The sequence below is a fragment of the Collimonas sp. genome, assembly GCF_035566375.1.
In the GTDB taxonomy this organism is placed as follows: Bacteria; Pseudomonadota; Gammaproteobacteria; order Burkholderiales; family Burkholderiaceae_D; genus Collimonas.
In genome coordinates this window covers 1-18808 of sequence record NZ_DATMRK010000002.1, presented here as the reverse complement: position 1 = coordinate 18808, position 18808 = coordinate 1, and the positions used below count along the sequence as shown (strand labels likewise).

Genomic DNA, 18808 nt, shown 5'->3' with positions numbered 1-18808 from the left:
ATGGGCCGGAAGACAAAAGAGCGGTAATCACAAGTCTTGTTTTAAGCCCTTGCAGTGAGTATCGCTTTACAGGATACTTTTGAATATCAGATAGTTTCGAACCAACAGTTTTGAAAAACGGGATGATCGCCATGCGACAAATCAGCTTTGACCTGGACGTGCTGCGCACCTTTACCACCGGCATTGACCTTGGCAGTTACGCCAAGGCGGCCGACCGCCTGGGCCGATCCACCTCGGCAGTGAGCGCCCAGCTGAAAAAACTGGAAGAGCAGGCCGGTGCGCCGATTTTTCGTAAAGCCGGGCGCGGCCTGGCGCTGACCGAGGCTGGCCAGACCTTGCTAGGCTATGCGCGCCGCTTGCTCGACCTCAACGACGAAACCGCCAGCGCCGTGCGCGGCGTCGAGCTGGAAGGAGAAGTGAAACTGGGTTTGCAGGAGGATTTCGGCGAAGCGCTGCTGTCGGCGGTGCTGGGCCGCTTCATGCGCGCCCATCCGAAAGTACGGGTCGAAGTTTGTGTTGCGCGCAGTACGGAATTGCGCGAGCGCGTGAGTTTGGGCCGCATCGATCTGGCGTTGATATGGGAGGGTGGCACGCCGGCATTGAATGGAGAGCGGGTTGCCGATCTGCCTCTGTGCTGGATCGGGCCGACGCAGGATGCAGCCGGGCAGGCCGATCCGCCGCTGTCATTGGTGCTGCTCGATGCACCTTGCCTGCTGCGGGATATCGCTGAAGGCGCGCTGGACTCTGCCGGCATCGCCTGGCGCCACGCCTTCACCAGCGCCAGCTTGTCGGCGTTGTGGGCGGCCTCGGCAGCAGGGTTAGGTGTGACCGTGCGCACGCCGATCGGCCTGCCGGCCAGCTTGCGCATCATCAATCCGCAAGAAGCCGGTTTGCCGGCGCTGCCGCAGATCGGCTTGTCTCTGTATCGGGCGCAGACGATGGCGGGGCCGGCGGTGAATCGGCTGGAAGAGTTGCTGTTGCAAGCGGTGCACGAAACCATCCTCAGGATCGCCGCTGCGTGAGGCCGTCGCGCTGTTTTCGTTTCACGTCCGATGAGCGATCAGCGCAGCCGAATTCTGATCGATATCGAGTTGCGCTTTCAAGCCGGCCCAGCCCTTCGGCGTGACCTGGACAGCGCGCGACGACGGCGAGCGCCGCAGCCATCCTGCGGCGCATAAGGCGCGCATCAGCTGCACCCCGAGCGGGCCGGCCAGATGATGGCTGCGCTCAGTCCAATCGAGGCATTGCCGGGCTAGTCCGTTGCGCGTCGGCTTGAGCGCGGCGAGATCGACGCCGATAGCGGCGAACCAGGCGCTGCCGGCTGCCGACAATTCAAACTGCTTATCCGCGCCTGCCACAATAAACAGGCGCTGCTGCAATGCCTGTGTCACCGCAACCCCCAGTTGTCCTGCCAGATGATCGTAGCAGCAGCGAGCGAAGCGCAGTTCTTGCGCGGCGCGATTCAACGGCCTGCGCTTGATCGTCGCCACCGAACTGATGGCGGCCAGATGTTCGATCGCAGCGGCGACATGGACATCGCTCAGGCGATAGTAGCGATGCCGGCCTTGCTGTTCGCAGGCCAGCAATCCACCGTTGAGCAGTTTGGCCAGATGGGCGCTGGCGGTTTGCGCGGTGACGCCCGCCGCATGGGCCAGTTCGCCGGCGGGAAGCGCCTCTCCATCGAACAAGGCCATGAGCATGGCGGCGCGCGCCGGATCGGCAATCAGGAAAGCGACGGTAGAGATATTCGGCTGCGGGCACATGGTAGACCTCCAACAATTCTGCAACAGTATAGAAGCGAAACCTGTCCCCATGCTTCGACGCGTGACGAAGCATCGGGCCGGCAGCCGAGACTACACTCAAGCTCCAATAAACCAAGGGCAGATGAGGATGAGCATGGAAAAAACTGCAGACGCTGGCACGCTCTGGATCGCGCCAGGCCACGCGCTCATGCAGCGTCGCGTGCTGGCGGCAACCAGCCTCAGTTATGTGGTGGTGATTCTGGATACCTCGATTGTCAACGTTGCGCTGGAACGTATCGGCGCCGCTTTAAGCACCGACATCGCCGGCCTGCAATGGGTGGTCAACGCTTACATCCTGAGTTTTGCCAGCCTGTTGTTGAGCGGCGGCGCCTTGGCCGATCGTCTCGGCGCCAGGAAGATCTATCTTGCCGGCCTGACGATTTTCACGCTGGCCTCGGCCTGCTGCGGTTGGGCTAACGATTTGAGTGTGCTCATCGTGGCCCGCGTATTGCAAGGATGCGGCGCGGCCTTGTTGCTGCCGGCTTCCTTGACTTTGATCAAACAGGCCTTCCCGGAAACCAGCGAGCGCGCTGCCGCCATTGGCATATGGGCCGGCTGCGGCGGGGCGGCGATGGCGGCTGGCCCGCTGGTTGGCGGCGTCCTGATACATCTGTTCGACTGGCGCAGCATCTTCCTGGCGAATCTGCCGATCGGCTTGCTTGGCATATGGCTGACATGGCGCATCGGCCGCGACCACAAGCCGGCGCAATTACCTACGCCGCAATTACCTACCCAAATAAGGCCGCTGGATCTTGGCGGGCAATGCGCGGCGATCCTGACGCTCGCGGCATTGATCGCGGTGCTGATCGAAGCGCCGGTGCTGGGTTGGCGCAGCTTGCCGGTGTTGGCTGGGATAGTGCTGAGCATGACTGCCGGCGGCGTCTTCCTAAAGCTGCAAAGCGGCCGGGCGCAAGCCATGTTGCCGCTGTCTTTTTTCCGGATTGGGGCTTTTTCCGGAGCGGCTCTGGTTTCCATGATTTCGGCGCTGACATTTTACGGCCTGGTGTTTGTGCTCAGTCTGTATTTCCAGCAAGTGCTGGCGTATTCGCCACTGCATACCGGGCTCGCCTTCCTGCCGTTGACGGCGCTGGTGAGCGCCGGCAGCATGCTGTCGAATCGTCTGGTCGAGGCCTACGGGCCGCGCCGGCTGGTAGCTGCGGCGCTTGGCTGTTACGCCGTCGGATTTCTGGGCTTGTTGTGGTCGATTTCGGCATCGTCCTACTGGCTGCTGGCCTTGCCGCTGCCGGCCATCGGTCTTGCGGCCGGCCTCATCACGCCAGCGGCGACCGCCGCACTGATGACGGCCGTCGAACCGGGGCGCGCCGGGGTGGCTGCCGGCGTGCTTAATTCAGCGCGGCAAACCGGTGCCGCCTTGGGTGTCGCGCTGTTCGGCGGTGTGATCGCCGCCAGCCATCCATTCCAGCTTGGCTTGCAGATCGTGCTGTGGGCCTCGGCTGGATTGGCGCTGGCGGCTGCACTGGCTTGGCAGCGGGCGTTGAAGCCAGGCTAAAGCGGCACCACCGGGATGCACAGATCGCACTCGAATGCGCCGGTCTGTGCATCGCAGGTAGCGTCTGTCGGATAGTACTCGAAGCAAGGGCGGGCATCGAGCTGCATGCCGCTGGCTGGCAGCCAGTCGCGCAGCAGGCCGGTCCAGGTTTCGCCGATATCCCGGCCGTCGCCGATATAGCGGGTCACGGCATAACTGCCGCCGGGGATGGTGGTGGTAAATGATTTGCCGCTGGCGACAAAATCCGGCGGCACTTCAACGCCAGCATCGTAGCGGCATTTTTCGGGGCTGGTGATGGCGGGGTCATCATGGCTGATACCGTAGCGCGGACGGCCGAACAGATTATTGGTTTCCATCCATGGGCTGACAGTCTTGACCCAGAATTGCGAGATAGGCTGGCCGTATGCTCCGGTGTAACGCATATAGGCGATTTTGGCTGCTTGCCGTTCAATGATTTTGACTTTCATGAGAATCTCCGTAGTGGCTGTTGGGGAGTTTCCATGATGGCCCGGACGCAGCTTGCCTGCCTGATCCTGCTTGCCATGCATCTGATCAGGATTGCTGTTCTGGGAAGATGTGCCGTTGTGGCTTGCTTCAAGCTGGGAAGCCCAGCGCTCCGCCTGTCCCCGGCGCCACTCGGTGGCGCTGCAGCCGAACCTGGTTTTGAAGGCGCGGGCAAACGCTTCGGCCGAACCGAAGCCCACCGACAGCGCAATCTCCAGCACCGGCACGCCCGGCTGGGCGATCAAGCGCATTGCCGCTATTTCCAGCCGGCGGCGGCGCAGATAATCGCCGAAGGTTTCGCCCATCCATGCCGAGAACAGGCGGTGAAAATGAAACGCAGAAAAATGGGCCACTTCCGCTAGTGTGTTCAGCTCAAGCGTCTGATCGAGGTGGCGGTCGATATATTCAAGCACATGGTGCATGCGCCTGGCGTAGGCGGCCTGGTTTTCTTGCGATGTCATGCCTGGCTCGAAAAAAGGCCGGAAAAAATTGTCTGCAGTTCCGCGGGTGACTGCTGCATACCGTTTTCGCTCCACCATGCCAATACCGTGAACAAGGAGGTCGAGATGAAGCGGGCATGCAGGCTAGCCGGCGGTTCAGCGCTCGCGGACAGGGCTGTCGTCAATCGTTGTTCCAGTATTTCCTGCGCCATCCGCACTACGCCTGGAGCAGTTGTGCCGCGCATCAGGGATTGATACATCTGCGGCGCCTGGCGCAGATGAACAAACAAAGCCGTTGCGTCCAACAATCCCGGGAGATTCGCGGAGACGGAGACCAGGCGATTCATGACGTCGCCCAATTGCTTGCGCAACAGCTCATCCTTGTTATCGAAATGGGCGTAGAAAGTCGCTCGTCCGACTTCGGCTTTTTTGACAATATCGCTGACGCGAATCGCATCGTAAGAACGACGCTGCAATAGTTTGGTAAGGGCGGAATCAAGATCGTGGCGGGTGCGCCGGGAGCGCCGGTCGCCTGGTTCCAAGACAGTTTCAGATTTCTGTTTGATATCAGACATAAATTCGTTTTTGTCGATTGAAGGCGAGCGGTTTAAACGAAATACTGCATATCCCTATGTTATCGCAAAGCACTGCGATCCCACCTGTCTGGTAAAACGGAAAATCAATCATGACGAATCAAAAAATTCATTCACTTGCCCTGCTCATCGGCATGGCGGCCGGTATCGTCACCATGTCGATTCATCCGACCGGTATCGACCTGCATGCGCCGGCTGAGGCAATCACACGAGTCAATCACATCAATATTGCGACGCATGTGCTTGGCTTGGCAAGCATTCCAGTGACTGTTCTGGGATTTTTCGGCGTATCCAGCCGCCTCGGCTGGAAAAATCTCCCCGGACTCAGCGCATTCATTATTTATTGCTTCGCCTCGATAGCCCTCATGCTCGCCGCAGTGGCTGACGGCCTGATCGGCCCGAGCCTGTTGCAGGAGGCGCTCAATGTCGATGACGCGCAACGGCAAATGATCCTGATGGCGCTGCAATACAATTTTCAGCTGAACCAGGCATTGGCAAAAGTATATGTTGTTGCTTCCTCTTGCGCGTTTTTCCTGTGGTCGCTGGCATTGATCCGCTGCGGGAAAATTGAAAGATATCTGGGAATCGCGGGCGGCATGGCGGGTGCATGCGGCCTGATCGCCTTGCTCAGCGGGCATGTACATATGGATGCACACGGATTCGGTTTGATTGTTTTGGTACAAGCTGTCTGGGCTATGCTGCTCGCTTTTTTTATGTTGACGGCAAAGTCAGCATCCAAAACAGCAGCGCCTGCAGGCTGAGGGCCACTTGCTGGCGCCGACGGATACGGTGGTGCGCAAGGTCGACAGCAAACAAGACAGCTGATTGCAAGCCCCCATGGCATAAACGAGAACGGAGTACAGCATGCGCTTGGCGGCGCTTGCTGTACTCCGTTTTTTTAAGTCACGGACAGATGCCCGTTTGTTTAGCTCTGCAAACCGCGCGGAATCGCACTCAGCAACTGGCGGGTGTAAGCATGCGTCGGATTGTGATACAGCTCATCCGAGTTGGCCAGTTCCACCACTTTCCCCTGATGCATCACCATCACCTGATCGGCCAGGTATTTGACTACCGACAGATCATGAGAGATGAAGATGTAGCTCATGCCGAATTCTTCCTGCAAGTCTTGCAGCAGATTCAGCACTTGCGCCTGCACCGAAACGTCCAGTGCCGACACCGATTCATCGCACACCAGAATTTCCGGGCGCATGGTCAGGCAGCGCGCAATTGCAATCCGCTGCCGCTGGCCGCCGGAGAATTCATGCGGATAGCGGTGGTAGGCAGCCGGCGGCAAGCCCACCTTTTGCAGCAGTTGCATCGCCATCTCGGTACGCTCGTTGTCATCGCTGCCGATCTGGTGGATGCGCATCGGCTCCAGCAGAATCTGGCCGATGGTGAAGCGCGGATTGAGCGAAGCGTAGGGGTTCTGGAAAATGATCTGGATGCGCCGCTTGTAAGACATGAACTCGTGGTTGGACATGCCGATGATGTCCTTGCCTTCGAACAGCGCTTGTCCTGCAGTGGCTTGATGCAGGCGCATCAGGGTCAGGCCGACGGTGGTCTTGCCAGAACCGGATTCACCCACCACGCCCAGGGTCTTGCCGCGCGCCAGCTTGAACGAGACGTCTTGCACCGCTTTAAATTCCTTGCGGCCGAACAAGCCCTCGCGGAAATAGAAGCTCTTGCCCAAATTGCGCACGTCCAGCAAGGTATCTTCCTGGCCGCTGCAACCGCGGCTGCGCTCTCTTAAGTCCAGATTGTCGCCATGGTTGCCGTTCATATAGTCGCTGATCACCGGCAAGCGCCAAGGGCGGGTGTCGAGCGAAGGACGGCACATCAGCAAGGCTTTGGTGTAAGGGTCTTGCGGCGCTTCAAAGATTTGCCGCACATCGCCTTTTTCGCGCACTTCACCGTGGCGCATGACGATCACTTCATCAGCGATTTCGCCGACCAGCGCCAGGTCATGGGTGATGAACAATACCGACATCTTGTGCTTTTTGCGCAGGGCTTCGATCAGGTCGATGATCTGCTTCTGGATCGTGACGTCGAGCGCGGTGGTAGGTTCATCGGCAATCAGCAGCTTGGGTTCGCAGGCGATTGCCATGGCAATCATCACGCGTTGTTGCTGGCCGCCCGACATCTGGCTCGGATAGGCGTCGATCTTGGTCGCCGGCGATGGAATCCCGACTTCCTCCAGCAAGGCAATCGCCCGTGCCCGCGCCTGCTTGGCGTTCATGCCCATATGCAGTTTCAATACTTCGCCGATCTGGAAACCGACGGTGAAGACCGGGTTAAGCGAAGTCATCGGCTCCTGGAAAATCATGGAGATTTCCTTGCCGCACATGTCACGCCGTTCGTCTTGCGACATGGCGAGCAGGTTGCGGCCTTCGAACTCGATGCAGCTGGTGGCGGCGATGCTGGAATTGTCTTTTGGCAGCAAGCCCATCACGGCTAGCGAGCTGACCGATTTGCCGCTGCCTGATTCGCCCACCAGGGCGACGGTTGTGTTGTGCGGAATATCAAAGGAAATTCCCTTGACGGTTTCCACCATGGTTTTTTTATCGGTGCGAAAACTGATGCGCAGATCGCGGACGCGCAACAGCGGTTGTGCGCTGTGGTCCGCTGGATGGTTGTGCTTGGTCGAATCCATGTGGTCTCCTATTTCAGCTTCGGATCAAGGGCGTCGCGCAGCGCATCGGTGAACAGCGAAAACGCCGTTACCAGGATCGCCATGGCGATACTTGCAGCCGCCAGCTGCCACCACTTGCCCAGAATTAATTCGTTTTGTGCTTCGTTCAGCATGCTGCCCCAGGACACGACGCCGACCGGCACGCCGAAACCGAGGAAGCTCAAGATCACTTCCGATTTGATGAAGCCGACCACCGAGATCGACAACTGCACCAATGACACGTGGCTGACGTTAGGGAAAATATGGCCGAACATCTTGCTCCAGTGGCTGGCGCCGATGGCGTCCGCCGCCATCACGTATTCACGTGCCTTGTGCTTCATGTATTCGGCGCGGATCAGACGGTAGGTGCCGGTCCAGCCGGTCAGGCCGAGGATCAGCACGATTGCCGTCACGCCTTTTTGCTGCAGCACCGCGGCCACGGCCAGAATCAGCAGCAGGTAGGGGATCGAGGTGAAGATGCTGTAGAACCAGTTGAAAGCGTCATCGATCCAGCCGCCGAAGTAGCCGGATACGGCGCCGAAGAGGGTGCCCAAGGCAACCGCCAGCAGCGCCGCAACCAGGCCGACGATGATCGAGGTTTCCGCGCCTTTGATGGTTTTCTTGATGATGTCGTGGCCCCACTTGTCGGCGCCGAACGGCAGCGTCGGTTTGCGAATCAGTGTCGCGCTAGTGCCTTTTTTCGCCAGCTCGGCACGGATTTCAGCCATTTCGGTTGCCAGCGGATCGGCGATGCCGTAGTCGTTGGCGATCACCGGCGGCGTTGGCGCTGCGGTGCCGCTCTTGCGTAGATCACGCAAGATGTCGCGCAGCGGATCGACCGGATTTTCCGGCGGCGGCGCCTCGACGGCGGTGTCGTTGTCGCTGAAGCCGCGTTCGGCGTCGGTTTGCGCGCCTATGAAGGTGGGTGGCGCATAGTTGACGCCAACTTCTTTCGACCAGTCGCCGGCGATCAGGCCGCTGGCTGACAGCGCCAGCATCGCCAGGTACACGCCGACCACGGCGAGCGCCGCCATAGCGACATGATCGGCGCGCAGGCGGCGCCAGGCCAGAGCCCACAGGCCAGGGGAATGGCCGCTGGCGGGGCCGCCGGCGAGAGTTACGGTAGTGGTTGCAGGCGTCGCTTGGGTAGGGGCCTGGTGGATACTTTGTGTCATGGCGGCTCCTACTTCAGTTGAACGCGTGGGTCGACCGCTTGGTACAGCAGATCGGTCAACAAGTTGAATATCATGGTGGCGGCGGCAACATAAATCGTAATCGCCTTGATCACAGGGAAATCGCTGCGTTCAACCGCCAGTATTACTTCGCGGCCTATGCCCGGGATAGAGAAGAAGCGTTCGATCAGGAAGGCGCCGATCAGCAGCGCCGGCAGGTTCGACATGACGTTGGTGATGATCGGGATCGCTGCATTGCGCAACACGTGCACCCACAGGATGCGGCGTTCCTTGACGCCCTTGGCGCGCGCGGTGCGGACGTAATCCTGGTTGACTTCATCCAGCACAAAAGTGCGGTACAGGCGCAAGCTGGGGGCGATGCTCACCGCCAGCATGATCAGGATCGGCAGGGCCGAGTAGTGGAACAGGTTTTCAGCGAAGCTGTTGCCCCAGCCTTGCACCGGGAACAAGCTCAGTTTGTAGGCGAACCAGTATTGGAACAGGATGATGTAGACCAGGATACTGATCGACATGCCGACGGTGCAAGCCACCATCACCATGCGGTCGGTCTTGGAGCCGCGGATGAAAGCCACGGCCAGCGCCAGCGCCACGGCGATCAGGGTTTCCAGGATGGTGAGCGGAATCAGCACAGTCATGGATGGCCCGAGGCGCGTCATGATGACGTTGGCCACCGATTCGCCGGTACTCCAGCTATTGCCGAAGTTGAAGGTAACGATCTGCTTGATGAAAATCCATAGCTGGATGTAATACGGCTGGTCGATGCCCAGCTGGGTGCGGATGTTGGCGATCTGTTGCGGGTTCGACATCTTCCCGGCCAGGATATAGGCCGGGTCGCCACCGACCCAGTTGAACAGGAAAAATACCAGTACGATGACGCCGAGCATGGTCGGCAGCATTTGCCAGAGACGGCGCAGGATATAAGCGGTCATGATGTTTCCTTAATCTGGCTCAATGCAGGCGCCGGCCTGAAATTTCAGCAAAGAACGCCTTGCTGTTCGGCTCGCGGCCGAGGAAGCTGCTGACCATCTCGCTAGCCGGTTTTTCGGCGCCGCGCGACAGGATGTCTTGGCGATACAGATGGCCGACGTCCGGGTTCATCAGTTTCCCGTTATAGCGCGACAGCATGTCCAGCGCCAGCACTTCCGACCACATATAACCATAATAGCCGGCTGCGTAGCCGCCCATCAGATGGCCGAACTGACCCGGGAATTCGGTGCCAGGCACGTAGCCCAATGGTGTTGCGCCTTCCATTTGTTGCCAGACTGCCAGCGGTTGTTGCTGGTCGGCCTTGCCGTTATGGATGGTCATGTCGTAGCTCGCGTACAGCAGCTGGCGGGCGTAGCGTATGCCGCGGCCATAATTATGGGCGGCGGTCAGGCGTTGCAGCAGGGCGTCGTCGATGGTTGGGCAAGCGGTTTTGCAGAAGCCGGCCAACAGGGTCAGCGATTCTTTGCGGCGCGCCCATTCTTCATACATTTGCGATGGCGCTTCGACAAAATCCAGTTCGACATTGGTGCCGGCCTGGACCACATATTTGGTGTTGGACAGCACGCCATGCAAGACGTGGCCGAATTCATGCACCAGGGTTTCCAGTTCATCGCTGTTCAAACCATTGCGATCGAAGTTGGTCACCAGGGTTGAAACCGGGGTGCGGTGGGCCAGGGTGCTGACGCCACGGGTGCCCCAGGCGGCGGCATGGCCGTATTTGCCTTCACGCGGAAACAGGTCGAGATAGATGCCGGCGATGCGGGTTTTGCTCTTGCTGTCGATAACGTCGTAGTACTGCACCTCAGGGTTCCAGACCGGGACTTCGACCCGTTTGAATTCGACCCCGTACAAGGTGCTGGAGACATGCAGGATCCAGGGGATTGCGGCATCAGTAGGGAAGTACTTGCGCAGGGCTTCCTGGTCGACGTTGTAGCGTGCTTGCTTGATTTTCTGTTGCCAGTAATCGGCATCCCAGCGTTCCAGCTTGGTATCGGCCAGCGGCGTCTTCAGGGTTTCCGACTTGAATACGCGCAGCTCTTCGATTTCCTTGATTTCCAGTTGGGTGACTGCGGTTTGTACTTCAGTCAGGAATTTGTCGACGGTTTGCGGGTTTTTAACCATGCGGCGACGGGTCACCAGGTCAGCATAACTTGGCAATCCAAACAATGCGGCCATTTCATGGCGCAGATTCATTGCTTCCTTCAGGATATCCAGATTCTTCGGTGTGCCGTGATTGGCAAACGCGATTTGATAGCGGCGGCGGGCGTCGCTATTGTCGGCGGATTCCATGAAGGGTTTGTAATCGGGGTAATCAAAACCGAGCAGGTAATTGCCTTTGTCATCGCGCTTGGCGCGTGCCAGATAGGCGGCCGGCATGCCTTGCAGTTCTGCCGGAGTGAATGTCAGTTTCTGGTTGTTGTCGCGGATATCGCGGGCGAATTCCTGGCTCAGTTCACCCAGCTTGTCGAGGATCGCCTTCATTCTGGCGCGCTTTTCCGGGGGCAGGGAAACGCCGGTGTCGTCGAAGCTGTAGAGGATATCCTGGCGCAGTTTTTGTTCGATCGGATCGGTCGGCTGGATGGCTTTGAAGCGGGCGTACAGTTTTTCGCTTTGCAGCAGATCGGTAGCGAACTTGTTGGTTTCAATCAGGCAGGCTTCGGTGGTGCTGCGGACTTTGGCGTCCGGCGAAACGTTGTTGAGGATATCGACCGGGCCTTGCAGGTCTTCCAGGGCGATTTGCAGGTCGTTCCATTCGGTCAGCACTTTCTTGCTGTCTTTGGCATGCGCCGCCGGCAATTTCTCCAACATGGATACGCGCTTGCGTAAGCTGGTCAGGGTGTCCTTGCACAGGGTTGGAATCTGTTCCGCTTTCAGCAAGGGAATCAACGGGCGTTGCGTGTCTTGGGCGGCTGCCTGGTTCAGCATCAGCGTGAATAACGCCGTGGTGACTGGCAAGAAAAATGATGATGGTTTCATGCATTTCCTCAAATATGAGCTTAGTAAGAATTAATGGTTAGCGGGAATACGGGCGGAAGGCGCTGCGGCTTTCCGCTCCGTCGTATTGTTGTAGCGTTATTTGCGTTTTTCGATATCGAAATACATCCATTCGGTAGGCATGACCGGGTGCTTCTTGTAGCCGATCACCCGCGGCTGCGCGATCATGTTGCGGTAACGGGCATAACCGATGCGTGAAGGCGAATCGACTTCCAGGATGCGCGCCATCTTGTGGTACAGCAGGTCGCGTTCGGGGCCGTCCGGCAGTTTCTGTGAGGCGGCGTAGAGCTTGTCGAATTCGGGGATCTTGGTGCAGCCGTTATTATTCTGGCCGACATTCGGGCCGTAGAACAATTGCATGAAGTTGTCGCCGTCAGGGTAGTCGGCAATCCATGGCGCAGTGCGGGTTTGCAGTTGGCACTCTTTTTCTGCCTTGAGCAGGTCAGGGAAGGTTTTCAGATCGCCGACCATGCGGATGTGGATGGTGTCATAGGTTTTTTTCCACATTTCCGATTGCTGCTGGCCGTTGGAATCGGCTCTGGCCGAGTAACGTATTACCAGCGGCTTGCCGTCCGGCAGGGTGCGGTAGCCGTCCTTGCCGATCTTGTAACCGAACTTGTCGAGCAGGGCGTTGGCAACTTCCGGTTCGTACTGGATGCTGCTCTTGTAGTTTGGATCGTAGCCCACCACGCCTGGCGGAATCGGGTACTCAAGCGGGATCGCTTCGTCGTTCCAGACCACCTTGATTTCTTCACGGACGTTGTGCGCCATAGCGATGGCGCGGCGCAGGGCGATTTTTTCCTTGCTCAAGCCGCCGAGTACCGGGTCTTGCATATTCCAGTAGAAATAACTGATTTCAGGGTCGACGATACGCGACAGTTGCACCCCTTTTTTTACAAATTCCGGCTTCAGCTTGCCGCCGGCCATGACTTGCGGCGCCAGCGGCCCCTGCAATTCGGTGATGTCGACTTCGTCGCCTTCAAACGCCAGCAGGCGCGACTGGTCTTCCACCATCACGCTGATTTCCACGCGGCCGATTTGCGGCATGCGCTTGCCCTTCATTTTGGCGACGATGGCGGCATCGCCAGGATCGCTGCTAGGCTGGAAATCCCAGGTGTAGCCGCGATAGTCAGGGTTGGCGGTGAGCACCATGCGCGAACCGCGTATCCATTGGCTCAGGATGTAGGGGCCGGTGCCGACCGGATGGCCCATTACGGTGCCTTGGGCATCGCGATATTTTTCGATCACTTCGCGGGCGACCGCGCTGGTCGGTTGGTGCGCCAGGATCATGCCGAGGTTGAAGTCAGGCTGTTTCAAGTGGATGCGCAGGGTATAGCGATCCAGCAGTTCGAAACCGGGGACATTGGCGTCGTAGTCGAAATGGCCGGTTTTTTTGGCTTGTGCGGCCAGTTCGTCGAGGCCGACCACTTTATTTTCCAGCAGCCAGGTTTGCGGCGAAGCCAGCTGCGGATCGAATAATCGTTTGAACGAATACACGAAATCGGCCATGGTCAGTTCGCGCTTCTTGCCATTGAACACCGGATCGTCGGCAAAATAAATGCCTTTTTTCAGGTGGATGGTATAGGTCATGCCATCCGGGCTGACTTCCGGTAGCGCTGCCGCTGCCGACGGCATCAACCGCGCCGGCCGCGCCAGGTATTCATAGGCGAACAGGGTTTCAAAGACCGACTGATTGACCAGCTGCGAATACAAATCGCGGGTAACGGCCGGATCGAAACCGGTTTCTGGCGCTACGAATACAAAGCGCAATACCTTGTCGGGATCGGCCGGTGAAATTGGCGCTGCCGCTACCGATGCTTTCATCGGCAAGGCGCACGCTAAACACGCAACCAATATCCCGCGTAACCAAAGCGAGTTCATACCATTTGCCTCCTTCTAATATCTCTCTAGCTAAATTGGAGCTGCGGCAGGCTTCATCTGCTTGCCGCAGCAGGGTGTCTTATTACTACCTATGCGATGAATTAGTGTTTTTCGACATCGATGTACTGCCATTCAGCGTGCATGATCGGGTGTTTTTTGAAACCTTTGACCCATGGCCGCACCAGCCAGCTGCGGATTCTGGTGGTGTTCAGAGCCCAGGCTGTGTCAGCCTCGAATTGTCGATTCATTTGCTGGTAGACCTGGTTGCGCTCGGGACCGAAGGGCAGGGCCATGGCTTTGACATAGAGGGCGTCAAAAGCTGGCGATTGATAGCAGCCGTGGTTGCCGTGGCCGGAATTCGGGCCGTACAACAATTGCAGGAAATTCTCCGCTTCCGGGTAGTCGGCATTCCAGGCCGCACCCCACATCATCAATTCGCAAGAGGTCGCTGCTTTCAGATTGTCGGCAAAATTGCTGACGATGAATTTGGTCTTGATGCCGATAAGGTCCAGTCCACGCTTCCACAGTTCCGACTGCTCCTGGGAAATACTGCCTTGATTGCTGGTGTATTTCAGCAGCAAGGGCTGGCCGTCCGGCATATTGCGGTAGCCATCGGCGCCGCGCTTGTAGCCAAAGTGATCGAGCAATTTGTTGGCAAGGGCCGGGTCGTAATCGATGCTGCTGCGGTATGCCGGATCGTAGCCGCCGACTCCTGGCGCAATGATCATTTCCAGTTTAAGGGCCTGGCCATGACGCAATAAGGAAGCTTCTTCCTGATTGTTGTACGCCATTACTATCGCGCGCCGAAGTGCAATTTTTTCGTTGCTATAACCGCCTATGGTCGGGTCTTTCATGTTCAAGACGGTATAGGTGATGCCGGCATCGACCACGCGCTGCAGTTGTATACCTTGATCGACATACTCAGGCTTGAGCTTCTCACCGTCCAACGCGCTTAAAGCCGCCGTGTCGGGCATTTTGTCGAAATCAATCTGCTTTCCCTGAAATGCCAGCCAGCGCGATTGATTTTCTTCGATGATGCTGATCTCGACTTTTCCGACTTGCGGCATTTTCTTGCCTTGCATATCTTTGATGATCTGCTTGTCGATGGCGTCGCTGGAGGGCTTGAAATCCCAGGTGTACCCGCGATACTCAGGATTGGCGACCAGAACGATTTTGCTGCGCGGCACATATTGTTCCAGCATGTAAGGGCCGGTTCCCACCGGATGCTGGCCGGTTTGCTGGCCATAGGCGTCGATAGCCTCGCGGGCCATTGCGCCGAAGGCGCTGTAGGCGACTACGTTCAGGAAATTGTAGTCCTTGGCATTCAGGACAACCTTCAGGGTATAGCGATCCGGCGCTTGCAGGCCGGCTATCGGCGCTTCATAGTCGAAGTGACCGGTTTTTTGAGCTTGTACCGCCAGCTCGTCAAGCCCGGCAATCTTGCCGGCCAAAAAATTGGCGGACGGCGAACGGTTTTTCGGATCAAGAACGCGCTTGAAAGTGTAGATGTAATCCTCTGCAGTCAATTCTCTGCGCACACCCTTGAAAGCCGGGTCGGGAGAAAAATAAATGCCCTTCTTGATGTGGAAGGTATAGGTCTTGCCATCTTCGCTGATTTCCGGCATTGCTTCCGCTGTCTCCGGCACCAGTTTGGCCGGCCGCGCCAGATAGTCATAGGTAAGCAAGGTTTCAAAGACCACTTCGCTTACCCATCCTGAATAAAAATTCTGGGTGCGGGCCATATCAAAGCCATCGTCGGCAGCTTCGAAAGCGGTACGTATTACTTTTGACGGATCGGCTGGATTGGTGCCTGCATGGGCGCCGGCTGCGCTGCCCGCGATTGCCGTAAACGCGAGTAGTTGTGCTAATAATATCTTTTTGAATCTGACTGAATTCGACATTTTTCGATGCATTTTTTTGCCTTTTGAGCAGGTGGTTATTTTCTATATGCGCTTAAGATTGCTTATCTTTTGCTCAAAATAGTGTCATCTCCGATGACATCGCGCTAATTCACCGGTAAGTGAACGCGTGATCAATACCTTGTTACTTAGTAATTCGATAAGAGTTTATCTTATACACTTATTTTGTTTAATTGGAACCTGTACATGGTGTTTGTCTCCTGTTGTATGTGATTTTGCGGCCGATGGCAGCCGTCTGTTCCAGGTTAAGGCGGCATACTACAGAATCCCGCGCAAAAAGATAGATGCATATAAATAAGCGCTTAATGTTTTTCAACATCGAGATACTGCCAGTCGGCCTGCAGGATAGGGTGGCGCTTGAAACCTTTGATCCATGGCCGGATCAGCCAGTTGCGCAGGCGCTGCACGGTGAGCACCCAGGCGGTATCAGCTTCCATCTGGCGGCTCATCTCGATATATAACTGATTGCGTTCCGGGCCTGGCGGCATTGCCTTGGCTTTGACATACAGAGCGTCGAAGGCAGGCGAGCTATAGCAGCCGTTGTTGCCTTGCCCCACATTGGGGCCATATAGCAGTTGCATGAAATCATCGCCTTCCGGGTAGTCCGCGGTCCAAGAACCATTCCACATCATCAGTTTGCATTCGGTCGCGGCCTTCAGGTTGTCGGCAAAATTGCTTACGCGGAAATCGGCGCGAATACCGATTTTGTCGAGCCCGCGCTTCCATATTTCCGAGAAAACCACGCTGATCGCGCTTGCTTCTGTGGCTATTTTCAGAGTCAGCGGCTGGCCGTCCGGGAGGGTGCGATAGCCATCGGCCCCGCGTTTATAGCCAAAGCGGTCAAGCAATTTGTTTGCCAGCGCGGGGTCGTAAGCGATGCTGCTGCGGTAGTTGGGATCATGGCCTTCCACGCCTTCAGGGATCGGCATTTCTGCTTTAACCGCCAAGCCGAGACGGGCCTGGGATATCTCATCCTGGACGTTGTAAGACATGGCGATTGCGCGCCGCAGGGCGTTTTTCTCCAGGCTGCTGCCACCGATGACGGGATCTTTGAAGTTCAGGAAAGTGTAGACCACGCCTGGTTCAGCTACGGTATTCAGGCGGATGCCTTGATCGACGAAGGATTGTTTCAGTTTTTTTCCGTCCAATACCGTTGGCGCTGCCGCTTGGGGCAAGTAGTCAAGGTCGATTTGCTGGCCTTGAAAAGCCAGCCAGCGCGATTGCTCTTCCTCGATGATGCTGATTTCGACCCGGCCGACCTGCGGCATTTTCTTGCCCTTCATATCGTGCACCAGCTGGTCGTCCCAGGCGCTGCCGGACGATTTGAAATCCCATGTATAGCCGCGGTATTCCGGATTGGCGACCAGCACGATTTTGCTGCGCGGTACGTATTTCTGCAGCATGTAGGCGCCGGTGCCGACCGGGTGGGCGCCGCTCTGGTCGCCGTAGGTGTCGACCACTTCACGCGCTTGCGCGCCGAAGGCAGTGAATCCCATGAGGTACAGGAAATTGTAGTCGGGCGCATTGAGCACTATCCGCAGGGTATAACGATCAGGAGTTTGCAGACCCGCTAGCGGCGCGTCGTAATCGAAACGGCCGGTTTTCTGCGCCTTGGCGATCAATTCATCCATGCCGACGATCTTGCCTTGCAAGACATTGGCTGAGGGTGAGCGGTTCTTGGGATCCAGAAAACGTTTGAAGGTGTAGGCGTAATCCTGGGCAGTCAGTTCGCGGCGCACCCCTTTGAATGCGGGATCGGGGGCAAAATAAATTCCCTTTTTGATATGAAATACATAGGTTTTTCCGCCATCGCTTACCTCCGGCATGGCTTCCGCTGTCCCTGGCACCAGTTTGGCTGGACGCGCCAGATAGTCGTAAGTCAGTAAACGCTCAGAAATCGCTTCGGCTATCCAATTGGAATAGACGTTAACGGTGCGCACCGGATCGAAACCATCATCCGCAGCTTCGAGCACGGCGCGCACCACTTTGGACGGATCAGCCGGGTTATTGCCCGCATGCGCAGGAAATATTGCACTTGCGATACTGCAAATGAGCATTATTGGTGCAATGCACGATAGCTTAAGTTGTTTAAAGTTCCGCATAGTTTCGATTTTGCTTTATTGTCTTTTTGTTATTTTACAGTTGTTTAATTATCATTTATTGCGTCTTCTCTTAAAGAAGAAATGGCGTACTTTCGCCGTTAAACAGGCCTATGCGTTTTTTTGCATACCCGTATGCGTATTTGTTATTTGCCGTATATAAGCAACAGTATCGCCGGTGTTACTGAAATTAAATGATGTTTTATTTTTTTTAGGATACACTATTTTAGCTGCATTGCTTTGTGTGGCATGTTTTTTGCTTGTGAAGATGTGTGGAAATATTTTTGGAAAACAATTACAAATTGCTCCAGAAATTAACAGTCAATACTGTTGTTTTGCACGCGAAAGAAAATCTTTTTTTGTCGTTGTTATACAAAGATTTTTGACGCATCGCTCAGAAGGCGATTAACAAATCGTGTTTAGATTTACTACAAAAACTTAAATTTCAACTCTAACTTTTACCCATAGGGAGTTTGGTTATGATGAAGGAACGGGGATTGCCACGTTCGCTACGATTGATGTTTTCGGGCGGCGTCGCTGTTGGGCTAGGTCTGTTGGCTCACTCGGTGCAGGCGCAGGAGACGAAGACGGACGATTCACCGCAACAAATGCAACGAGTCGAAATTACTGGCTCATCCATCAAACGGATCACCAAAGAAGGAGCGCTGCCGGTACAGACGCTCACCAAGGAAGATATTGCAAAGACCGGCGCCCAAAGCGTTGCCGATCTGGTTCAGGCTCTGCCTGCGATGCAGGGCTTCGTTCCTTCATCGAATTCTGTCAACGGCAGCGGCGCTGGCGTTGAGACAGCTTCGATCCATAGCCTGGGCTCCGGCTATACCCTGGTGCTGCTGAATGGACGACGGATGGCCAAATCGGCGATCAACAACAACGACTACGCGGTCAATCTGGCGAGTATTCCGCTGGCAGCCGTCGAGCGCGTCGAAATCCTGACCGACGGCGCTTCCGCACTGTACGGTTCCGACGCGATTGCCGGTGTTGTCAACTTCATTCTCAAGAAAAATTCAACCTCAACTGACGTCACCGCCACTTACAATGCGCCGACGAAAGCGGGTGGCAAGAGTTTCAATGTCGGCATCTCCAAAGGCTTCGGCGATCTGGATAAAGACGGTTACAACGTGCTGCTGGCATACAGCCACGACGAACAAAAAAATCTGGTTGCCGGTCAACGGGGTTTTGCCAGCTCTGGCGTGGTG

The 18808-nt window shown here is 56.7% G+C and carries 14 protein-coding genes; 4 read left to right on the top strand and 10 right to left on the bottom strand.

What is annotated here, in order from left to right; all coding sequences use genetic code 11:
• Nucleotides 1-131: 131 nt before the first annotated feature.
• Nucleotides 132-1022 carry a LysR substrate-binding domain-containing protein gene (locus tag VNZ60_RS00240; RefSeq protein ID WP_325656023.1) on the top strand — a complete coding sequence of 297 codons (891 nt, stop codon included), beginning with the start codon at nucleotides 132-134 and terminating at the stop codon, nucleotides 1020-1022.
• Nucleotides 1023-1043: 21 nt separating this feature from the next.
• Here the strand turns inward: VNZ60_RS00240 and VNZ60_RS00235 are convergent, their stop codons facing one another.
• Nucleotides 1044-1763 carry an ArsR/SmtB family transcription factor gene (locus VNZ60_RS00235; protein WP_325656021.1) on the bottom strand — a complete coding sequence of 240 codons (720 nt, stop codon included), beginning with the start codon at nucleotides 1761-1763 and terminating at the stop codon, nucleotides 1044-1046.
• A gap of 133 nt (nucleotides 1764-1896) precedes the next feature.
• Here VNZ60_RS00235 and VNZ60_RS00230 point away from each other — a divergent pair, with 133 nt between their 5' ends.
• Nucleotides 1897-3312 carry an MFS transporter gene (locus VNZ60_RS00230; protein ID WP_325656020.1) on the top strand — a complete coding sequence of 472 codons (1416 nt, stop codon included), beginning with the start codon at nucleotides 1897-1899 and terminating at the stop codon, nucleotides 3310-3312.
• Here VNZ60_RS00230 and VNZ60_RS00225 read toward each other — a convergent pair.
• Together VNZ60_RS00225 and VNZ60_RS00220 are read right to left on the bottom strand one after the other, a co-directional pair.
• Complete coding sequence (locus VNZ60_RS00225) at nucleotides 3309-4277, bottom strand: AraC family transcriptional regulator (protein WP_325656019.1); 969 nt, start codon at nucleotides 4275-4277, stop codon at nucleotides 3309-3311. The genes VNZ60_RS00230 and VNZ60_RS00225 overlap by 4 nt on opposite strands.
• Nucleotides 4274-4831, bottom strand: coding sequence for a TetR/AcrR family transcriptional regulator (locus VNZ60_RS00220; protein WP_325656017.1), 558 nt, complete (start codon nucleotides 4829-4831; stop codon nucleotides 4274-4276). Before VNZ60_RS00220 ends, VNZ60_RS00225 begins: the two co-directional genes overlap by 4 nt.
• A 110-nt stretch (nucleotides 4832-4941) precedes the next feature.
• Between VNZ60_RS00220 and VNZ60_RS00215 the strand changes: the two genes are divergently transcribed.
• The gene (locus VNZ60_RS00215; protein ID WP_325656016.1) at nucleotides 4942-5610 is read left to right on the top strand and encodes a hypothetical protein; all 669 of its coding nucleotides are present in this window, start codon (nucleotides 4942-4944) and stop codon (nucleotides 5608-5610) included.
• 164 nt (nucleotides 5611-5774) lie between these two features.
• Here VNZ60_RS00215 and VNZ60_RS00210 read toward each other — a convergent pair whose 3' ends face one another.
• The 7 genes from VNZ60_RS00210 to VNZ60_RS00180 form a co-directional block, all read right to left on the bottom strand.
• Entirely contained in the window at nucleotides 5775-7499 is a 1725-nt protein-coding gene (locus tag VNZ60_RS00210; protein WP_325656014.1) for an ABC transporter ATP-binding protein, read from the bottom strand.
• Nucleotides 7500-7507: 8 nt separating this feature from the next.
• On the bottom strand, nucleotides 7508-8692 hold the full coding sequence (locus tag VNZ60_RS00205; protein WP_325656012.1) for an ABC transporter permease: 1185 nt from the start codon (nucleotides 8690-8692) through the stop codon (nucleotides 7508-7510).
• A gap of 8 nt (nucleotides 8693-8700) precedes the next feature.
• Entirely contained in the window at nucleotides 8701-9639 is a 939-nt protein-coding gene (locus tag VNZ60_RS00200; protein ID WP_325656010.1) for an ABC transporter permease, read from the bottom strand.
• 19 nt (nucleotides 9640-9658) lie between these two features.
• Entirely contained in the window at nucleotides 9659-11674 is a 2016-nt protein-coding gene (locus VNZ60_RS00195) for a M3 family metallopeptidase (protein ID WP_325656008.1), read from the bottom strand.
• A 96-nt stretch (nucleotides 11675-11770) separates the two neighbouring features.
• Nucleotides 11771-13573, bottom strand: a complete 1803-nt coding sequence (locus VNZ60_RS00190; RefSeq protein ID WP_325656006.1) for an ABC transporter substrate-binding protein — start codon at nucleotides 13571-13573, stop codon at nucleotides 11771-11773.
• A 101-nt stretch (nucleotides 13574-13674) separates the two neighbouring features.
• Nucleotides 13675-15474 (bottom strand): ABC transporter substrate-binding protein, encoded by a 1800-nt coding sequence (locus VNZ60_RS00185; RefSeq protein WP_325656004.1) that lies wholly within the window; start codon nucleotides 15472-15474, stop codon nucleotides 13675-13677.
• 320 nt (nucleotides 15475-15794) lie between these two features.
• Nucleotides 15795-17549, bottom strand: a complete 1755-nt coding sequence (locus VNZ60_RS00180; RefSeq protein WP_325656003.1) for an ABC transporter substrate-binding protein — start codon at nucleotides 17547-17549, stop codon at nucleotides 15795-15797.
• A 539-nt stretch (nucleotides 17550-18088) separates the two neighbouring features.
• Between VNZ60_RS00180 and VNZ60_RS00175 the strand changes: the two genes are divergently transcribed.
• On the top strand, nucleotides 18089-18808 hold a 720-nt coding region (locus VNZ60_RS00175; protein ID WP_325656001.1), incomplete at its 3' end, for a TonB-dependent receptor plug domain-containing protein.